The sequence below is a fragment of the Streptomyces sp. NPDC093064 genome, from assembly GCF_044754605.1.
In the GTDB taxonomy this organism is placed as follows: domain Bacteria; phylum Actinomycetota; class Actinomycetes; order Streptomycetales; family Streptomycetaceae; genus Streptomyces.
Genome location: NZ_JBIVPK010000008.1, coordinates 196,159 through 213,348, shown reverse-complemented (window position 1 = coordinate 213,348; position 17,190 = coordinate 196,159). Strand labels below are relative to the sequence as shown.

Annotated in this window: 19 protein-coding genes and 1 riboswitch; of the genes, 3 read left to right on the top strand and 16 right to left on the bottom strand. The window is 70.5% G+C overall.

From position 1 onward, the window contains the following. Positions 1–26: 26 nt before the first annotated feature. Positions 27–132, bottom strand: a riboswitch (TPP riboswitch). A 32-nt stretch (positions 133–164) separates the two neighbouring features. After that, complete coding sequence (rlmN, locus tag ACIQFZ_RS13075) at positions 165–1,271, bottom strand: 23S rRNA (adenine(2503)-C(2))-methyltransferase RlmN (protein WP_361421491.1); 1,107 nt, start codon at positions 1,269–1,271, stop codon at positions 165–167. Between the two features lie 498 nt (positions 1,272–1,769). On the opposite strand from rlmN, the gene ACIQFZ_RS13070 reads away from it, so the two are divergent. After that, positions 1,770–2,171: a hypothetical protein gene (locus tag ACIQFZ_RS13070; RefSeq protein ID WP_365427658.1), complete on the top strand. Its 402-nt coding sequence runs from the start codon at positions 1,770–1,772 to the stop codon at positions 2,169–2,171. Between the two features lie 220 nt (positions 2,172–2,391). After that, on the top strand, positions 2,392–2,640 hold the full coding sequence (locus ACIQFZ_RS13065; RefSeq protein ID WP_365776172.1) for a hypothetical protein: 249 nt from the start codon (positions 2,392–2,394) through the stop codon (positions 2,638–2,640). A 459-nt stretch (positions 2,641–3,099) separates the two neighbouring features. Here the strand turns inward: ACIQFZ_RS13065 and ACIQFZ_RS13060 are convergent, their stop codons facing one another. The 7 genes from ACIQFZ_RS13060 to rpsB all read right to left on the bottom strand — a co-directional run bounded on the left by ACIQFZ_RS13060 (position 3,100) and on the right by rpsB (position 9,308). Continuing rightward, entirely contained in the window at positions 3,100–3,324 is a 225-nt protein-coding gene (locus ACIQFZ_RS13060) for a hypothetical protein (RefSeq protein WP_402691223.1), read from the bottom strand. Between the two features lie 289 nt (positions 3,325–3,613). Further along, positions 3,614–4,132 carry a hypothetical protein gene (locus ACIQFZ_RS13055; protein WP_402691222.1) on the bottom strand — a complete coding sequence of 173 codons (519 nt, stop codon included), beginning with the start codon at positions 4,130–4,132 and terminating at the stop codon, positions 3,614–3,616. Positions 4,133–4,458: 326 nt separating this feature from the next. Then, positions 4,459–5,646, bottom strand: a complete 1,188-nt coding sequence (locus tag ACIQFZ_RS13050; protein WP_402691221.1) for a phosphatidate cytidylyltransferase — start codon at positions 5,644–5,646, stop codon at positions 4,459–4,461. Beyond that, a complete protein-coding gene (gene frr, locus ACIQFZ_RS13045; RefSeq protein ID WP_100571789.1) occupies positions 5,646–6,203 on the bottom strand; it encodes a ribosome recycling factor in 558 nt (185 codons plus the stop codon). Before frr ends, ACIQFZ_RS13050 begins: the two co-directional genes overlap by 1 nt. 190 nt (positions 6,204–6,393) lie before the next feature. Next, positions 6,394–7,152 carry a UMP kinase gene (pyrH, locus tag ACIQFZ_RS13040; protein WP_365427642.1) on the bottom strand — a complete coding sequence of 253 codons (759 nt, stop codon included), beginning with the start codon at positions 7,150–7,152 and terminating at the stop codon, positions 6,394–6,396. A gap of 209 nt (positions 7,153–7,361) precedes the next feature. After that, the gene (gene tsf, locus ACIQFZ_RS13035; RefSeq protein WP_365427640.1) at positions 7,362–8,198 is read right to left on the bottom strand and encodes a translation elongation factor Ts; all 837 of its coding nucleotides are present in this window, start codon (positions 8,196–8,198) and stop codon (positions 7,362–7,364) included. A 159-nt stretch (positions 8,199–8,357) separates the two neighbouring features. Continuing rightward, positions 8,358–9,308, bottom strand: coding sequence for a 30S ribosomal protein S2 (rpsB, locus tag ACIQFZ_RS13030; RefSeq protein WP_402691220.1), 951 nt, complete (start codon positions 9,306–9,308; stop codon positions 8,358–8,360). Positions 9,309–9,578: 270 nt separating this feature from the next. On the opposite strand from rpsB, the gene ACIQFZ_RS13025 reads away from it, so the two are divergent. After that, a complete protein-coding gene (locus tag ACIQFZ_RS13025) occupies positions 9,579–10,313 on the top strand; it encodes a murein hydrolase activator EnvC family protein (RefSeq protein ID WP_402691219.1) in 735 nt (244 codons plus the stop codon). A gap of 93 nt (positions 10,314–10,406) precedes the next feature. Here the strand turns inward: ACIQFZ_RS13025 and ACIQFZ_RS13020 are convergent, their stop codons facing one another. The 8 genes from ACIQFZ_RS13020 to lepB all read right to left on the bottom strand — a co-directional run bounded on the left by ACIQFZ_RS13020 (position 10,407) and on the right by lepB (position 17,090). Further along, positions 10,407–10,964 carry a helix-turn-helix domain-containing protein gene (locus ACIQFZ_RS13020; protein ID WP_365429718.1) on the bottom strand — a complete coding sequence of 186 codons (558 nt, stop codon included), beginning with the start codon at positions 10,962–10,964 and terminating at the stop codon, positions 10,407–10,409. Positions 10,965–11,039: 75 nt separating this feature from the next. Further along, a complete protein-coding gene (gene whiG, locus ACIQFZ_RS13015) occupies positions 11,040–11,882 on the bottom strand; it encodes an RNA polymerase sigma factor WhiG (protein WP_365429712.1) in 843 nt (280 codons plus the stop codon). A 262-nt stretch (positions 11,883–12,144) separates the two neighbouring features. Then, positions 12,145–13,305, bottom strand: a complete 1,161-nt coding sequence (dprA, locus tag ACIQFZ_RS13010; RefSeq protein WP_402691218.1) for a DNA-processing protein DprA — start codon at positions 13,303–13,305, stop codon at positions 12,145–12,147. Then, a complete protein-coding gene (locus tag ACIQFZ_RS13005) occupies positions 13,302–14,927 on the bottom strand; it encodes a YifB family Mg chelatase-like AAA ATPase (protein WP_402691217.1) in 1,626 nt (541 codons plus the stop codon). The genes dprA and ACIQFZ_RS13005 overlap by 4 nt, the downstream gene beginning before the upstream one ends. Further along, positions 14,927–15,289 (bottom strand): YraN family protein, encoded by a 363-nt coding sequence (locus tag ACIQFZ_RS13000; RefSeq protein WP_365776195.1) that lies wholly within the window; start codon positions 15,287–15,289, stop codon positions 14,927–14,929. Before ACIQFZ_RS13000 ends, ACIQFZ_RS13005 begins: the two co-directional genes overlap by 1 nt. A 130-nt stretch (positions 15,290–15,419) precedes the next feature. After that, on the bottom strand, positions 15,420–15,728 hold the full coding sequence (locus ACIQFZ_RS12995; RefSeq protein WP_008745401.1) for a DUF2469 domain-containing protein: 309 nt from the start codon (positions 15,726–15,728) through the stop codon (positions 15,420–15,422). Positions 15,729–15,784: 56 nt separating this feature from the next. After that, a complete protein-coding gene (locus tag ACIQFZ_RS12990) occupies positions 15,785–16,324 on the bottom strand; it encodes an NUDIX hydrolase (protein WP_376652188.1) in 540 nt (179 codons plus the stop codon). Beyond that, positions 16,314–17,090, bottom strand: a complete 777-nt coding sequence (lepB, locus tag ACIQFZ_RS12985; protein ID WP_365419691.1) for a signal peptidase I — start codon at positions 17,088–17,090, stop codon at positions 16,314–16,316. Before lepB ends, ACIQFZ_RS12990 begins: the two co-directional genes overlap by 11 nt. Positions 17,091–17,190 lie beyond the last annotated feature (100 nt).

Sequence of the window (17,190 nt, the reverse complement as noted above, 5' to 3'; positions counted from 1 at the left end):
AGGGACACCCGGGCAGGGCACAACAGCTTGAGTGATGACCGAACTTCCTACCCAGAATGACCTGGGCGAGGTTCAGAGGGTCTGCGGCCGGTGCCGCACTCTCAGCGCTGTGGCGCTCCCCTGTCGGAATATGAAGATGTGTGCGGTATCAGCCTACCGTCCGGCTACCTTTCGGTGGCAGCCAGCTGACCGCAGGCGCCGTCGATCTCCTGACCGCGGGTGTCCCGGATGGTCACCGGCACACCGTGGGCGGCGATCGCCTCGACGAAGGCCTTCTCGTCCTCGGGGCGGGACGCGGTCCACTTGGAGCCGGGCGTCGGGTTCAGCGGGATGAGGTTGACGTGCACCGGCCTGCCCTTGAGCAGCCGGCCGAGCCGGTCGCCGCGCCACGCCTGGTCGTTGATGTCCCGGATCAGCGCGTACTCGATGGACAGCCGGCGCCCGGACCTGGCGGTGTACTCGAATCCGGCGTCGAGCACCTCCCGCACCTTCCACCGCGTATTGACCGGGACGAGCGTGTCGCGTAGTTCGTCGTCCGGCGCGTGCAGGGAGATGGCGAGCCGGCACTTGAAGCCCTCGTCGGAGAACCGGTGGATGGCCGGGACCAGGCCCACCGTCGATACGGTGATCCCGCGCTGGGACAGGCCGAGCCCGTCCGGCTCGGGGTCGGTCAGGGCGCGGATGGCGCCGACGACGCGGTTGTAGTTGGCGAGCGGCTCGCCCATGCCCATGAAGACGATGTTCGACAGGCGAGCGGGACCACCGGGGACCTCTCCGTCCCGCAGGGCGCGCATCCCGTCCACGATCTGGTGCACGATCTCGGCGGTGGACAGGTTCCGGTCGAGCCCGGCCTGTCCCGTGGCGCAGAACGGGCAGTTCATGCCGCAGCCCGCCTGCGAGCTGATGCACATGGTCACCCGGTCCGGGTAGCGCATGAGCACCGACTCCACGAGCGTGCCGTCGAACAGGCGCCACAGCGTCTTGCGGGTGGTCCCCTGGTCGGTCGACAGATGCCGTACGACCGTCATCAGCTCGGGAAGCAGCGCCTCCTGGAGCTTGGCGCGGGATCCGGCGGGGATGTCGGTCCACTGCTCCGGGTCGTGCGCGTACCGCGCGAAGTAGTGCTGCGCGAGCTGCTTGGCACGGAACGGCTTCTCGCCGATCGCGGCGACGGCCTCCTTGCGCTCAGCGGGCGACAGATCGGCAAGGTGCCGCGGCGGCTTCTTGGCACCGCGCGGGGCGACGAAAGTGAGTTCTCCGGGCTTAGGCATGGCTGTACCAGTGTCGCAGATCAAATCCGGTGACCTGGGGCTGCCGGTCGGGACACCTGTCGCCGGTGGTCGCCATCCGTCGCCGCCGGTCCCCCTCGGACGGCCCAGGGGCGGCCCGAGCCGGGACTGTCGCAGGACGCGAGGTACGCCTCTCGACGCTCGGTCCTGAGCGTGCTGCGGTGGGTGACGCTTCCCTGGTCATAGGCATGCTTGCGGGCCGCTGGATACGTCAGAACGGCCGTTCCCACTGTCCCGGGCACACCGACACTCGCTCCGAGCACCGCCGATATACCTTGATCCATGCGCTTGTCGTGCCGCGATCACGGCCGTGAGCTACGCCGGATCCGAAGGTCTGTGATCAGCGCACCAGGAGAGTGCGGCTGCGGGCTGTGGCACGCAAGACGATGTTCGGCTCCGCCGGGCACAGCTCATGTCGAGCGGGGGAACTCAAAAGACCCAGGGCCATGCACTGTCCCGTACGACCACTAACCTCTCGGCGTGACGAGAGAGCAAGGCCCCGAGACTGTCCCGATTCGCCGTCGAGCGTGGGTTGCGGTCGTCTCCGTCGCATTGCGTGCTCTGCTCGGTCTTGCTGTCTGGGGAGTCCTGGCTCTGGCGCTTTGGCACTTCGAAGACGGGGTCGATAGAACGCTCACCTTCGCGGTCCAGGTGTTCGCCGCTGCCCCGATGCTCGGGCTCTACCTCGCCGAGCCGCCGCGCCGACGCGTTGGATGTGCCGTCGCTCTCGTGGCCGTGCTCGTGATGGCAGGGCTCGGCTTCACAGCGCAGGCGTGGCTCTCCCCCACGCTCCAGGTGGGGTTCCAGGTAGGCGCGATTGTCGGGGTACCCGTTGGTGCAGCCCTGTTCGCTTTGATCGTCAGCCGGGCAAAGGCTGCCTGATCGCACACCTGGGCTGCCGACCGCTCGGTACCCGCTGATATGGCGGCGAGTGATCGAGCGGCGGGGTCCGCTCGTCGCGGCTGATCCCCTCGATGCGAACTATGGGCACGGTGGCCGCTGAGGTCGGCCGGGCGCGTCGGCTGGTTGCTTGGGGTTGGCAACGGTCGGTCCTGGGCACGGGGTTGCTGTACTTCCCTGCTGTACAGCAGCCAGATGCGCGATGTACAACATCGGCATGACAACTCAACCGACGCGGGCGATGTGGTGGGCCGAGATAGCCGTCTTCCTCACCGCGGCCGCCGCGACCCTCACGGCGATCGCGTTTCTGGCGTCGTTGGCAGCCGGGGGCCGCCACGTGACCCTCGACGTCGTGCCGATCGCGCTGTCCATCGGCGTCGGTATCTTCGTGAGCAGTCGGTTCAGGGCGTGGGGGTTGCGTCGCAGAGCCGCGTGCCCCACACAACCTTGAAAACCGTCGTGGCGCGAGCCACCGTGGCACCCAGCCCACGGCTCCGGCAATCCAGCTTAGGAACAGCAGGGCAGAAGCGGACTCGAGCATCTGGACCCAGCGGTCACCATCCGTGATCAACTCGGCGAGGTAAATCCCCGCGTCAAAGCTCCCCGCCGCGAACAAGAAGACCGAGGTTCTACCAAGCGATCCCCGTGTCTTGCCTGTTCTTGCTCCCACTCTTGCCGGTTCTTGCTCCCACCTGGACACTCTGCATGCCGCTCATGATGAGTGCGATCGGGCCACATGGCTATAACCCGACGGCTGTCGCTGCCGTACCGGGCTGACCGCTGCCGTTCGCACTGCCGTCAGTGGTCGTCACTGGTCGCCGCTGATCACTCTCGGACGGCCCCTTTGCCGTCTTTTGACTCAAAACGCCATCCAATTCCCACCCTGGGACGTATCACCTTCAAGCATGTCTCATATGCCTCTGGCATATTCAGGAGGAGCGCCATGGCGATCTTCAATGTTCTCTTCCCCGCCCGTGGCCATGACCACGGCCACGGCCACGGGGGCCACCGTGGCCACGGAGAGCGTGGCGAACGCGGAGAGCGCGGAGAACGCGGCGAACGCGGCGAGCGTGGCGAACGCGGCGAACGCGGCGAGCGTGGCGAACGCGGCGAACGCGGCGAACGCGGCAGGCACGGTTACTGATTTTGGTCACTACTAGTCACTCGCAGCGGAGCGGACCGAAGCCCAAGGGAGCCGGTCCGCTCCGTTAGCACGTCCTGCGGCGGCTGCTGTCGATGGGAACGGATCCGCAGGCCGTGGTTCGAGGCCGCCCCGCCGCTACCCCCGCGCGAGGTGTTCCAGGCGGGCTCTGACAACCGCTCCTCCGCGCCGCCGGCCGTCCGCGCCCACCCGGAGGAGCGAAGTGACGACGGGTGCTTGATGAAGTGGAGAAGGTCTTACCGCGTGCCGCCTGGGGCCTGTTCTAGCAGCCCGCCTCGACGCCGCTGCTCACGAACGAGTCGATGTTGATCGAGTAGCCGGCCCCGGTGGTGAGGTCGGGGCGGCTTCCGTGACCGTCCTCCGCAAGGCCCTCGGCGGTGAGGAAGACGATCTGCAGGACCTTGTTCTCTCTGGCGAAGCACAGGTCATCGGGCAAGGCCTCGGAGTCCGGATTCCATCCGTCCCGTACCGCCGCCGTCTGGTAGTACGCGGCCACTTCGGCCTGTGTGCCGGGGAAGGCGTATGTCCGGTTGGCATACACCGAGACATCGCCGCTGTCCGCCCAGCAGCCGGCGTCGACCTTCTCGAAGCCCCGGGCGACGGTGGCCCCGGCGGGCCGGGAGTCGAGGATGTCGAGCGCCGCCATCTCCTTCACCCGGTCCTCGGTCCCCTCGCAGTCCCCTGCGAGTTCCACCAACGCGCAGCCGGTGAGCGTTGCCGCCGCCAGCGCAGTCGACAGGAGCAGGGATATCGGGCGGGTGGTACCCGTCGGCAGAGGCAAAGCGGGCTCCAGGTCAAGGCCGGGGCGAAGGGAGGAGGCGGTACGCAGGGCCGGGTCAGAAGAGGCCGGCGATCAGTGTGCCGGCCCAGGCCGCGTACGTCTTCGTCCGATGCCAGCCACCGCAGTACAGCCGTGGCTTGCGCCGTCCGTCCTGTTTGAGGAGGGCTTCGCACCATCGGCACCGCAGATCGCCGTGATATGTGCCGTCATCCCCCAGCCGAGCCTGCCCCATGGGGAGGATTTTAACGTCAGGCCCGGCACGTGGTCCAAGCGGTGAACGGCGTCGAGCCCCCACCCGGCGAGGTGGGGGCTCGGTGGTCGTGGGTTCAGGCGGAGCCGACGAAGAGGACCATCAGGAGCCAGACCACCGGCGCGGTGGGCAGCAGGGAGTCGAGGCGGTCCATGATGCCCCCGTGGCCGGGAAGCAGGGTGCCCATGTCCTTGATGCCCAGGTCCCGCTTGATCATGGACTCGCCGAGGTCGCCGAGGGTGGCGGTGGCGGCGACCGCGAGGCCGAGCAGCAGGCCCTGCCACCAGGCGCCGTCGTCGATCAGGAACTGCATGCACAGCGCGCCGGCCACCATCGCGAAGGCCACCGCGCCGAACAGGCCCTCACGGGTCTTGCCCGGGCTGATGCGCGGGGCGAGCTTGTGCCGGCCGAAGCGCCAGCCGACGGCGTACGCGCCCGTGTCGCTGACCACCGTGAGCGCGAGGAACGTCAGCACACGGCGCGGACCGTCGTCCGCGGTCAGCATCATCGCGACGAACGTGGCCAGGAACGGCACGTAGAACGCCGCGAAGACACCGGCCGTGACGTCCTTGAGGTAACCCTCCGGCGGTTCCGTCATGCGCCAGACCAGGACCGCGAGCGCCGTCAACGCCATCGCCACCCAGGCGCCCTCTGCGCCCCGGACGTACCCGGCGACCACCATGGCCGCGCCGCCGACCGCCAGCGGCACGAGCGGCGCCTTGATGCCCTTGCGCTCCTCGAGCCGGCTGGTGAGTTCCCACAGGCCGACCACGACCGCGATCGCGATGACACCCACGAAGACGGCCTTGACGACGAACAGCGACACGATGATCACCGCGCCGAGCCCGAGGCCGACGCCTATGGCGGCGCCCAGGTCGCGGCCCGCACTCTTCTTCTGCGGCGCGGGCGCCGGCTGCGGGGCGTCGGGCATGGGCTCCGGATTCTGCGACGCCATCCCGTGGAAGGGCGGTGTCTGCGGCGTGTCATGGGACCACGGCTGCGGCACGTGGTGCGGCTGCTGCGGCGTGTCGTCGCGGAACGAGGCGCCGCCCGGCTGGGCGGCACCCCGGTCGTCATCCTGGTTTCCGCCGTGAGCGGGCACGTCGGGCACGACGGGCATGGGGCGGGTCCGCTGGGCGTCATGCGCATCGTACGCGGGACCCGCCCCAGCGGCCCCGGGGACGGGTCCCTGATGGGCGGGTGACCCGTCCGCGGGCCCCCAGTACCCGGCTTGCCGCGGCGCTCCCCAGGAAGTGTCGTCCATCAGACTTCGAGCAGCTCCGCTTCCTTGTGCTTCAGCAGCTCGTCCACCTGCGCCACGTACTTCGCGGTGGTGTCGTCGAGCTCCTTCTCCGCACGACGGCCCTCGTCCTCACCGACCTCGCCGTCCTTGATCAGCTTGTCGATGGCGTCCTTGGCCTTGCGGCGCACGGAGCGGATGGACACCTTGGCGTCCTCGCCCTTGCCCTTGGCGACCTTGATGTAGTCGCGGCGGCGCTCCTCGGTGAGCTCGGGGAACACCACGCGGATGATGTTGCCGTCGTTGCTCGGGTTGACGCCCAGGTCGGAGTCGCGGATCGCCTGCTCGATGTTGCGCAGCGCGGTCTTGTCGAACGGGGTCACGACGGCCATGCGCGGCTCCGGCACGGAGAACGAGGCCAGCTGGTTGATCGGCGTCGGCGCGCCGTAGTAATCGGCCACGATCTTGTTGAACATCGCCGGGTGCGCACGGCCGGTGCGGATCGCGGCGAAGTCCTCCTTGGCGACCACGACGGCCTTCTCCATCTTCTCCTCGGCCTCGAGGAGGGTCTCTTCGATCACCACTTGCTCCTGCGTGTCTTGAGTAGGCCCGGCCGCGGTTTCCCTGTCGGGACCGGCGGCCGGCTTCGTCGCGTCATCTTCCTGCACGGTTCCCGACCGGCAGGACATTGTCCATCCCCCGGCCAGGGTCCGTCCCGTCCGTCGCCCGGACAGGTCTCTTTCCGGCTTCCCGCGGTGCGGGGTCCGCCGGTCAGTCCCGGCTGCCTTGGTCACCCACAAGCGTGCCGATCTTCTCACCCTTGACGGCGCGGGCGATATTGCCCGCCTTCAGGAGCTCGAAGACGACGATCGGGAGCTTGTTGTCACGGCACAGCGTGATCGCCGTGGCGTCGGCGACCTTGAGGTCCCGCGTGATGACCTCCCCGTAGCCGAGGGAGTCGAACTTCACGGCGTCCGGGTTGGCCTTCGGGTCGGAGTCGTAAACCCCGTCCACGCCGTTCTTCCCCATGAGCAGCGCCTCGGCGTCGATCTCCAGGGCGCGCTGGGCGGCGGTGGTGTCGGTGGAGAAGTACGGCATGCCCATACCGGCGCCGAAGATGACCACGCGGCCCTTCTCCAGGTGGCGCACGGCGCGCAGCGGGATGTACGGCTCGGCGACCTGGCCCATGGTGATGGCGGTCTGGACCCGGCTGTCGATGCCTTCCTTCTCCAGGAAGTCCTGCAGGGCGAGGCAGTTCATCACGGTGCCCAGCATGCCCATGTAGTCCGAGCGGGCGCGGTCCATGCCGCGCTGCTGGAGTTCGGCACCGCGGAAGAAGTTGCCGCCGCCGATCACGACCGCGATCTGCGCGCCGTCGCGCACGACGGCCGCGATCTCACGGGCGATGGCGTGCACCACGTCCGGGTCGACGCCCAGGCCCCCGCCGCCGGAGAAGGCCTCTCCGGACAGCTTCAGCAGAAACCGGCCGGGTACTTTGCCGTCGTCGCTCTTCTGGGCCTTGGTGGTCATGAGATCCCGCCTTTGTTATACGTGGTGCACATGCGAAGAAGGCCATTGCCGGTGGGGCGTGTTTCGCATCCCATGCAGCGGCAATGGCCTCCTCGTCAGATCTGCTGCCGTCCGTCACTCGCGTGTACGTGGCTGCACACACGAGCGACGTGGACGACTGCTGTCGACCCTATCGGGGTCGGGGGTCCGTCGCGGTACGGACCTTGGACTCAGATGCCGACCTTGATGCGCGTGAAGCGCTTCAGGGTGACACCGGCCTCGTCCAGGACCTTCTGGACCGACTTCTTGTTGTCCAGGGCGTAGGGCTGGCCGAGCAGCGTCGCGTCCTTGAAGAAGCCGTTCAGGCGGCCCTCGACGATCTTTGCGATCGCGGCCTCGGGCTTGCCCTCGGCGCGGGTGGTCTCCTCGGCGACACGACGCTCGGACTCGACGATGTCGGCCGGCACGTCTTCCTTGGCGAGGTACTTCGGCGCGAAGGCGGCGATGTGCTGGGCGATGCCCTTGGCGACCTCGGCGTTCGGCTTGTCGAGCTCGACGAGGACACCGATCTGCGGGGGCAGGTCGGGCATCGTGCGGTGCATGTACGCGATCACGAAGCCGTCGGAGAACTGCGCGAAGCGGTCCAGGACGATCTTCTCGCCGAGGTTGGCGTTGGCCTCGTCCACGAACGCCTGGACGGTCTTGCCGGCCTCGATCTCGGAGGCGAGCAGGGCCTCGAGGTCGGCCGGGGAGGTCTTGGCAACGTGCTCGGCGAGCGCGCGGGCGACGGTCTGGAACTTCTCGCCCTTGGCGACGAAGTCCGTCTCGCACTTCAGCTCGACGAGGACACCGGAGGAGTTGTCGTCGGCGATGATCGAGACCACGGCGCCGTTCTCGGCGGAGCGACCCTCGCGCTTGGCGACGCCCTTCTGGCCCTTGATACGGAGCGCCTCGACGGCCTTCTCGACGTTGCCCTCGGCCTCGTCCAGCGCCTTCTTGCAGTCCATCATGCCGGCGCCGGTGAGCTCGCGGAGCTTCTTGACGTCGGCGGCGGTGTAGTTCGCCATGAGTCTGTGAATCTTTCTCGAAGTCTGGAGGATCGAAGATCTGCACGGTCTGCGATCTACATGTAGATGCAGATGCCCGACTCTGTGCTGACCTACGGGTGAACGGCGGGAGCGGACTTCATGTCGCCGCTCCCGCCGTCAACGCTGGCGCTGACGGAATCAGGCCTGCTCGCCCTCGGCAGCCGGAGTCTCGGCGGTCGGCGCCTCGGCAGCCGGCGCCTCGGCAGCCGGCGCCTCGGCGGCGGGAGCCTCCACAGCCGGCGTCTCGGCGGCGGGAGCCTCCGCAGCCGGGGCCTCCGCAGCCGGAGCCTCCGCAGCCGGGGCCTCCTCGGCCTTCTTCTCGCCCTCGAGCAGGTTGCGCTCCCACTCGGCGAGCGGCTCGCCCGCGGCCTTCTCGCCCTTGCCTTCGGTGGCCACGCCGGAGCGGGCGATGAGGCCCTCGGCGACCGCGTCGGCGATCACACGGGTGAGCAGGGTGACGGAGCGGATCGCGTCGTCGTTGCCCGGGATCTTGTAGTCGACCTCGTCGGGGTCGCAGTTGGTGTCGAGGATGGCGACGACCGGGATGTTGAGCTTGCGGGCCTCGCCGACCGCGATGTGCTCCTTCTTGGTGTCCACGATCCAGACGGCGCTGGGCACCTTCTGCATCTCGCGGATACCGCCGAGGGTCTTCTCCAGCTTGGCCTTCTCGCGGGAGAGGACCAGGAGCTCCTTCTTGGTCAGACCGGAGGCCGCGACGTCCTCGAAGTCGATCTGCTCGAGCTCCTTCAGGCGCTGCAGGCGCTTGTAGACGGTCGAGAAGTTGGTGAGCATGCCGCCCAGCCAGCGCTGGTTGACGAAGGGCATGCCGACGCGGGTGGCCTGCTCGGCGATGGCCTCCTGCGCCTGCTTCTTCGTACCGACGAACATGACCGTGCCGCCGTGGGCGACGGTCTCCTTGACGAACTCGTAGGCGCGGTCGATGTACGACAGCGACTGGAGCAGGTCGATGATGTAGATGCCGTTGCGCTCGGTGAAGATGAAGCGCTTCATCTTCGGGTTCCAACGGCGGGTCTGGTGACCGAAGTGGACGCCGCTCTCCAGCAGCTCCCGCATCGTGACGACGGCCATGGCCGTACTCCTTGAGTTTCTCGGTTGTGCCGCGGATGCCGGACGGCTTCCGCGCCTGACGCCCTGGTGCGCCGTGCCACGAGGGACCGAGGGGCGCTGACACCGGCCGTCTCCGGTCCGAGTGTCGGGGCGTGCGAAGTCGACCCAGTGACCCGGGTCGCCACCAGAAGTGTACGGGACCCGCGGGGCGCCGGGTGACGCCGCTGTCCACAACAGGTGAGTTGTCCACAGGTTCGGGCCGCCGTCGGCGGGGTGCGGGACGGTGGGCGCATGGTTCGGATGCGTGCGATGCAATGGACGGCCGCCGGTGCCCGGCGGTGGCGGCTGCCCAGGTGGGCGGCAGCGGTGGCGGCCTCTTGGGCGCTGGTGGCACTCGTGGCCTCTACAGCGCTGCTGGGCTCGGCGGCGTGGGCGGCCTGGGCGGACGGCGGCCCCGCCGCGCCGGCCCGCCCTGACTCCAATCCCGATCCTGGCCCTGGCTCCGGCCCTGGCTCCGGCTCCGGCTCCGGCTCCGGCTCCGGCTCCGGCTCCGGGGAAGGGAACCCGCCGGTACGGGCCGTGGGCCGGGTGTGGCCGGTGGGGGTACGCCCCGGGGTGCTGCGCGGCTGGGATCCTCCGGCGACGGTCTACGGGCCCGGGCACCGGGGCGTGGACCTGGGCGCGTCGCCGGGCGCGCCGGTTCGGTCGGTGGCGGCCGGGCGGGTGTTCTTCGCGAGCCCGGTGGCCGGCAGAGGCGTGGTGTCGGTCGAACTGACGGGCACCGGCGACCCACCGCTGCGGACGACGTACGAGCCGGTGAGGGCGTCGGTGAAGCAGGGCGACGAGGTGGCGGCAGGTGAGGTCATCGGCACCGTTGAGGCGACAGGCCGGCACTGCGAAGGCCCGTGCGTCCACTGGGGCCTGCTGCGCGGCAAGACCTACCTGAACCCGCTTCTCCTGCTCCCGCCGTGGCTCCTGAACGGACCGACGAGACTGCTGCCGGTGCTGGGGGTGCCGCTGCCCTGACCGCGGGGCGGGCGGGCCTCCTGCCCCCAGCGGCGGGCTGGGGAGCCTCCTGCGGACCCGGTCCGGCCCGTGCCGTCCCAGCCTCCGCCGGCGTCAGCCGCAGACGCCGCGCAGTGCCATCCCCACCGCGGCCTCGGCGATGGCCGCGGGTTCCTCCGCGGCGCCCAGTTCGATCCGCCGCACCGCCGCGTCCACCACGCCCTGGAGCAGTATCGCCGCCAGCCGCGGCTGCTCGTGCCCCAGTTCCCCCAGCGCCTCCACGATCATGGCGACGAGCCCGCCGTGGGCGGCCCGGATCTTCTCCCGGGCGCCCGCGTCCAGCTCACTCGCCGAGATCGCCACGACGGCCCGGTGCCGCCGGTCCCCGACCAGCTCCAGTTGCTTGCGCACATACGCCTCGACCTTGGCCGCGGGCCCGTCGGCGGAGGCCATCGCGGCCGCAACCTCCGCGGCCCACACCGGGAAGTCGACCTCGCACAGCTCCTCGACCACGGCGGCCCGTGACCGGAAATACTCGTACACCGACGACCGTGCGAGCCCCGTCCGCTCGGCCAGGGCGGGGAAGGTCAGCGCCTCCGTCCCGCCCTCGGACAGCAGGGTCCGCGCCGCGTCCAGCAGGGCGGCTCGCTGCATCGACCGGTGCTCGGCCACGGAGGCCGCTCGAATCCTTGGCACGTCGACCACTTTACGGACGCGCCACCCGGACCGGGAGGGACTCCGCCCGGGTCAGCGCCCGAAGCTCGCCAGCTTCGCACGCAGCTGAAGCACCGATTTGGTGTGGATCTGACTGACCCGGCTCTCGGTCACACCGAGCACGTTGCCGATCTCGGCGAGCGTGAGGCCCTCGTAGTAGTAGAGCATCACGACGGTCTTCTCCCGCTCGGGCAGCGTGTTGATCGCCCGGGCCAGGAACGTGCGCAGCTCCCGGTCCTCGGCCACCTCCACCGGGTTGTCGGCGGCGGTGTCCTCCAGCGTGTCCATCAGGCTCAGCCGGTCCCCGCCCTCGCCGCCGACGTGCAGCAGCTCCTCCAGCGCCACCACGTTGGCCAGCGACAACTGGCTGAAAACGGCGTGCAGTTCGTCGACCGCGATGCCCATCTCGGCGGCCACCTCGACCTCCGACGGCGTGCGCCGCAGCCGGGCCTCCAGGGTCGCGTACGCCCGTTCCACGTTCCGCGCCTTCTGCCGCACCGAGCGGGGGATCCAGTCCAGCGCCCGCAGCTCGTCGATCATCGCGCCCCGGATCCGCGTGATCGCGTAGGTCTCGAACTTGATCTCCCGCTCGATGTCGAACTTCTCGATCGCGTCGATGAGCCCGAAGACCCCGGAGGAGACGAAATCGGCCTGCTCCACGTTGGATGGCAGGCCGACGCTCACTCGTCCCGCCACGTACTTCACCAGCGGCGAGTAGTGCAGGATCAGCTGCTCCCGCAGCCGCTCGTCCCCCGTCGCCTTGTACGACCGCCACAGCTCCTCGAGCGTCGAAGGAGCGGGCGGCCGCACGCTGCCACCGTCACGGGCGGCTGAGGGGATCGCCGCCCGGTCGGGCCCGGAGGTGTGCTGGGGCATTCGTCGCCTTGTGTCGTTCTGCCGTGGAATGCGGTCGTCTGCGTGAGTTGCCGGTCTGAGTCGTTTCTGTGGTCGGAACCACGTGAGCGTAGCGTGACTGATGTGTCGCAGTGCGCGAACGGCGGGGCGTGAAGCGTGCGCAGATTCGTTCCGCGATGCGCCCCGCCGGGTCACGCACGTCACCCTCGGTGACCGCGACGGCGCCCAACTGCGGGAATCCCCAACGACATCGGGTCTCCCCCGGACGGCCGAACACTCTCGGTCAGCACCGCTCGCGGCCCTCCCGGGCCGAGATCAGCGCCTGGCGTGTCAACTTCCATCCCTCGCCATGTCGTTCGACGTACCCCAGTGATCGGAGTTCGTACAGTTTCGCGACCGCGTCGTCCGCGGTCGTCCGGGCGCCGCGGGCGATCTCGTCCGGCGTCGCCCCGCCGCGCGCCGGCAACGCGGCCAGAACCTGCCGGGCGTCCGGTTCCAGCAGGTCGCGCGGGAGTACGGGACCGCGCCGGTCCGGGGCGAGTTCACCCATGTCGCCCACCAGTTCGACGACTTCCGCGGCGTCGCCGACCAGCACCGCCCCGCCGCGCAGGAGCTCGTGGACACCGGCGGAGAGCGCGCTGGTGGCCGGGCCGGGCACGCCCATGGTGTGCCGTCCCAGCCGCTGCGCCGCCCGCGCGGTGACCAGCGATCCGCTGCGGTGGGCGGCCTCGACCACCACGGTGCCCCGGGTGAGCGCCGCGATCACTCGGTTGCGGACGATGAACCGGCTCGGCGTGGGGTGGTCACCGGGCGGCAGTTCGCCGACCACAAGACCCTGCTGCGCGATCCTGGTGATCAACTCGGTGTGCCCGCGTGGATAGGGCCGGTCGACGCCGCAGGCCAGGACGGCGACGGTGGCGCCACCCGCGGCGAGGGCGCCGCGGTGGGCGGCGCCGTCGACTCCGTAGGCGCCGCCGGAGACCACCACCCAGCCGCGCTCGGCAAGGCCGGAGGCGAGGGCCGCGGCCATATGGGCGCCGTACTGGGTGCAGGCTCGGGCGCCGACGACCGCGACCGAGCGCAGCGCCCATATCCGCAGGCTGGGCCGGCCGCGCACCCACAGTCCCATGGGCCGCGCGTCGCCGAGGTCGTCGAGCTGGGCGGGCCACTCGGTGTCCCCGGGGCGTACGAACCGCACACCGGCCTCCCGGGCCGCGGCGAGGTCGCGTTCGGGCTCGGCCCGTGCCGCCCGGGCACACAGCCCCGACCACCGCTTGTCGGAGACCCCGGCGAGCCGAGGAACGCCGTCGCGCAGCCGCCGGGCCACCTCCACCGCCCCGAACTCCCGCAGCCACCGCCCGCCGGCCACGTCCCCGGGCTCGACGACCCGGCTGAGGAGGACCCGGGCGAGCAGTTCGCGGTCGGGGGCCCGGGTGGCGTTCACACCGGCGCCCCGATGGTCATGGGCACGCCCCGTGGCACTCCGGTGCGCAGTTGCAACGCCAGGGCGACGTCCGACGCGTCGGGGCGGTCGTGGCCGGCCAGGTCCGCGACCGTCCAGGCGACCCTCAGGACGCGGTCCAGTCCGCGCGCGGTGAGGACGCCCCGCTCCAGGCCGCGCTCGGCCTCGTCCATCGCGCCGGCCACCACGTGCCAGCGGCTGCGCAACTCGCGGCCGGGCACCTCGCTGTTGGTCCGCCACGGTGTGCCCGCGAGCCGGGCCGCCGTGCGCTCCCTGGCGGCCCGCACCCGGTCGGCCACCGCCGCCGTGGCCTCGCCCCGGGCGTCGCGCCGGGTGAGTTCGGAGCGGGTGACCGGGTCCACCTCGACCCGCAGGTCGACCCGGTCGAGCAGCGGGCCGGACAGCCTGGCCTGGTAGCGGCGGACCGCCGACGGCGGGCACTCGCACAGGGTGTCGCGCAGCGAGAACCGGCCGCAGGGGCACGGGTTGGCCGCGAGCACCATCAGGAACTTCGCCGGGAACCGCACCACCCCGGCGCTGCGGGCGATCACCACATGGCCGGCCTCCAGCGGCTGGCGCAGGGCGTCGAGCGCGTGGCTGCTGAACTCAGGGGTCTCGTCCAGAAAGAGCACGCCTCGATGGGCCAGCGACACCGCCCCGGGCCTGGCGACGCCCGGGCCGCCGCCGACGAGGGCCTGCATGGTGGCCGAGTGGTGCGGGGCGCAGTAGGGGGCGAGGTCGATCAGCGGTCTGCCCGGCGGCAGGAGTCCGGCCACCGAGTGGATCGCCGTGACCTCCACGGACTCCTCCCGGGCAAGGCGGGGCAGCAGTGCGGGCAGCCGCTCGGCGAGCATGGTCTTGCCCGCGCCCGGCGGCCCTTCGAGGAACAGGTGGTGCGCCCCGGCCGCGGCGACCTCCACCGCCGTACGGGCCGAGACCTGGCCGACGACGTCGGCGAGGTCGTGTCCCTGGTCCTGCTGGGCGGCGCCCACGCTGTGCATTCCGGCGGCCGCGCCCGTGCCGGGCAGGCGCAGGCCGGCCAGCAGCGGGTCCGGCCGTCCCTGCTCGTCCGGGTCCTCCTCGGGCACCGGCTCGTCGGTCAGCACCGCGATCAGCTGCCGCAGGCTGCGGACGCCGAGGACGGAGACGCCGGGCACCAGCGAGGCCTCGGCGGCGGCGCACTCGGGCACGACCACCTGCTCGTACCCGGCGTCGGCGGCGGCCAGCACCGCCGGCAGGATGCCCCGGACCGGACGCACCCGCCCGTCCAGGCCGAGTTCCCCGATCATCACGATGTCGGCGAGCACCCGGGGATCGATTCGTTCGGCGGCGCCGAGCACCGCGCAGGCCACGGCCAGGTCGAAGCCGCTGCCGGCCTTGGGCACCGAGGCCGGACTGAGCCCGACCGTGAGCTTCTTCTGCGGCCACTCGCCACCGGAGTTGACCACCGCGGCCCGCACCCGGTCCCGGCTCTCGGTCAGGCTCTTGTCGGGCAGGCCCACCAGGGTGAAGGCGGCGACGCCCGGTTCGAGGTCCGCCTGCACCTCGACGACCACGCCCTCGACACCGACGAGGGCCACGGAACACGTCCGCGCGAAGCCCATCAGGCGGCCCCCCGTACGTGCTCGACCATGGGCGCTCCGCGCCGGGGCAGCAGGACGCCGACCAGGTCGATGCGGACGCCTCCGGGCGGCGCCCCTCCATGGGACTGGATCCAGCGTTCCGCGAGGCCGCGCAGCCGCTCGGCCTTCTCCGGTGTGACCGCGGCCATCGGATGCTCGAAGAGACCCTCCCGGCGGGTCTTCACCTCGCAGACGACCAGCACGTCGCCGTCCCGGGCCACGATGTCGATCTCGCCGGTCCTGCCGCAGCGCCAGTTGCGCTCCAGGACCGTCATGCCGGTCTGGGCCAGCCGCCGGGCCGCCAGGCCCTCTCCGTACCTGCCGAGCGCGCTTCGTGCGTTCATGTCGGCACCACCTCCGGCGCCCACGGTCACGCATCCGGCCCCACGGAGTGGATCTTGGTGGGCTACTCACCGGTTGTGGACAACGTTGTCACTCACACGAGTGACGGCGAGAGAGGACCGCTGACGCCCCTCACCCGCCCGGCAGCTCCAGATCGGTCTTGTTCAGCTCCTCAATGTTCACGTCCTTGAACGTGAGGACGCGTACCTGCTTCACGAACCGGGCCGGCCGGTACATGTCCCACACCCAGGCGTCGGCCATCGACACCTCGAAGAACACCTCACCCTGTACCGAGTGGACCTGCATCTCGTAGTCGTTGGTGAGGTAGAAGCGCCGCTCGGTCTCGATCACGTATTTGAACAGACCGACGACATCGCGGTACTCCCGGTAGAGCTTGAGCTCCATCTCGGTCTCGTACTTCTCGAGGTCCTCGGCGCTCATGGCATGTTCCCCTTCAGCCGTGCGATCCCACCATTGTGCGCCAGTCCCATGAGGCCCTAGACGATTTCGGTGTCGAGGGTCACGGGCCCGGCCGGGGGACCTTCGTCGAGCAGTGTGCGCAGCAGCTCGGCGAGTCTGGTCGGATACACCGTCTCATGTGCCCGGATCAGTTCCTGACACGTCCACCAGCGCGCTCCGGCGACGCTGCGCCGCTCCAGCTCGGTCAGGGCCGTGGCCTCGATCGCGGTCCGGTCCGTACGGGCCAGGTAGTACCACTCGTCCTGGTTCCAGCGTCGGCCCGCGAACGGGAACGAGCACGTGCGGCGCCACAGCACCGGGCCGAGTTCGACCTCGGTGATGCCGGTCTCCTCCGCGAGTTCCCGCAGGGCGGCCTCCTCGCGCGTCTCGGCGCCCTCCAGGCCGCCGCCCGGGGTGAACCACCAGTCGTCCGCCGGGTCGTCCGGCTCGTGGCCGTGCAGCAGCAGGATGCGGTCCTCGGGGTCGAGCAGGACCACCCGGGCGACCTTGCGCAGTCCGCCGCGGTAACCGTCCGTGCCTGCGGCGTCCTCGGCGTCCCCGGCGTCCTCAGCGAGCACCGGCCGGCTCCGTCCGGGTGCGGGCGCGCGAGCCGCCCAGCCACGTCGCGATCGGGCCGTAGGCGCCCCCGGCGAGGACCAGGACGGCACCCGCCACGATCATCATGGTGATCGTGCGCAGCGGTCCGGGCTGAGAGAGGGCGCCGAGCGCCTCGAAGCCGGTGGGACGCTCGAGCAGGCCCTTCATGGGCCAGACGACGGCGTCGACCCGGGCGTCCACGGCGTCGCGCGAGACGGTGCCCGCGGCCGCGTCCGTGATGTGGGCGGTGGAGTCCAGGGAGCCCTGGCGCTCGTCGCCGAGCAGGAACAGCCGGCCCTGGGGCACCTTCACGGTCGGGAAACCGCCGGCCTCGGCGACGGCGCCCTTCAGGTACGGCTCGTCGACCTGCTTGCCGTTGACGGTCAGCCTGCCCTGCTCGCAGCAGGCGACGGTGTCGCCGCCGACGGCGACCACGCGTTTGATCACGGCGGAGTTCTGCACCCAGGTCTTGTCATGGAAGACGACCACGTCACCGCGGTGCACCTGACCGCCGTCGACCCGCTGGGCCAGCACCCGGTCGCCGATGCCGATCGTCGGCACCATCGAACTGGTGGGCACGGTGTACGGGCGGTAGATCACCGCCGCCCACGCGAATCCCCCGAGGAACAGCACCAGCCCCACGGCCACGGCGAGCCCGGACAGCCGTTGCCCGGCCTTGCCGCCCACCGGATCCCTGCCCGTGCCGCCGCTGCGCGGGGCCGTACGCGTCGTGCTCTCGCCACCCATGGACCCGAACCCTACCGGGCGGTACCGGAACGGGGCAGCCCCTCCTTCCGGGCCACCGCCGCATGCTCCACGAGGACTTCACAGCGGCGGACGGTACCGG

Excerpts from the sequence above, each read along its gene's own strand:
- rlmN (WP_361421491.1), bottom strand. The coding sequence starts at position 1,271 with ATGCCTAAGCCCGGAGAACTCACTTTCGTCGCCCCGCGCGGTGCCAAG.
- ACIQFZ_RS13065 (WP_365776172.1), top strand. The coding sequence starts at position 2,392 with ATGTACAACATCGGCATGACAACTCAACCGACGCGGGCGATGTGGTGG.
- ACIQFZ_RS13050 (WP_402691221.1), bottom strand. The coding sequence starts at position 5,646 with ATGGACGACACTTCCTGGGGAGCGCCGCGGCAAGCCGGGTACTGGGGG.
- pyrH (WP_365427642.1), bottom strand. The coding sequence starts at position 7,152 with ATGACCACCAAGGCCCAGAAGAGCGACGACGGCAAAGTACCCGGCCGG.
- tsf (WP_365427640.1), bottom strand. The coding sequence starts at position 8,198 with ATGGCGAACTACACCGCCGCCGACGTCAAGAAGCTCCGCGAGCTCACC.
- rpsB (WP_402691220.1), bottom strand. The coding sequence starts at position 9,308 with ATGGCCGTCGTCACGATGCGGGAGCTGCTGGAGAGCGGCGTCCACTTC.
- ACIQFZ_RS13025 (WP_402691219.1), top strand. The coding sequence starts at position 9,579 with ATGGTTCGGATGCGTGCGATGCAATGGACGGCCGCCGGTGCCCGGCGG.
- whiG (WP_365429712.1), bottom strand. The coding sequence starts at position 11,882 with ATGCCCCAGCACACCTCCGGGCCCGACCGGGCGGCGATCCCCTCAGCC.
- ACIQFZ_RS13005 (WP_402691217.1), bottom strand. The coding sequence starts at position 14,927 with ATGGGCTTCGCGCGGACGTGTTCCGTGGCCCTCGTCGGTGTCGAGGGC.
- ACIQFZ_RS13000 (WP_365776195.1), bottom strand. The coding sequence starts at position 15,289 with ATGAACGCACGAAGCGCGCTCGGCAGGTACGGAGAGGGCCTGGCGGCC.
- ACIQFZ_RS12995 (WP_008745401.1), bottom strand. The coding sequence starts at position 15,728 with ATGAGCGCCGAGGACCTCGAGAAGTACGAGACCGAGATGGAGCTCAAG.
- lepB (WP_365419691.1), bottom strand. The coding sequence starts at position 17,090 with ATGGGTGGCGAGAGCACGACGCGTACGGCCCCGCGCAGCGGCGGCACG.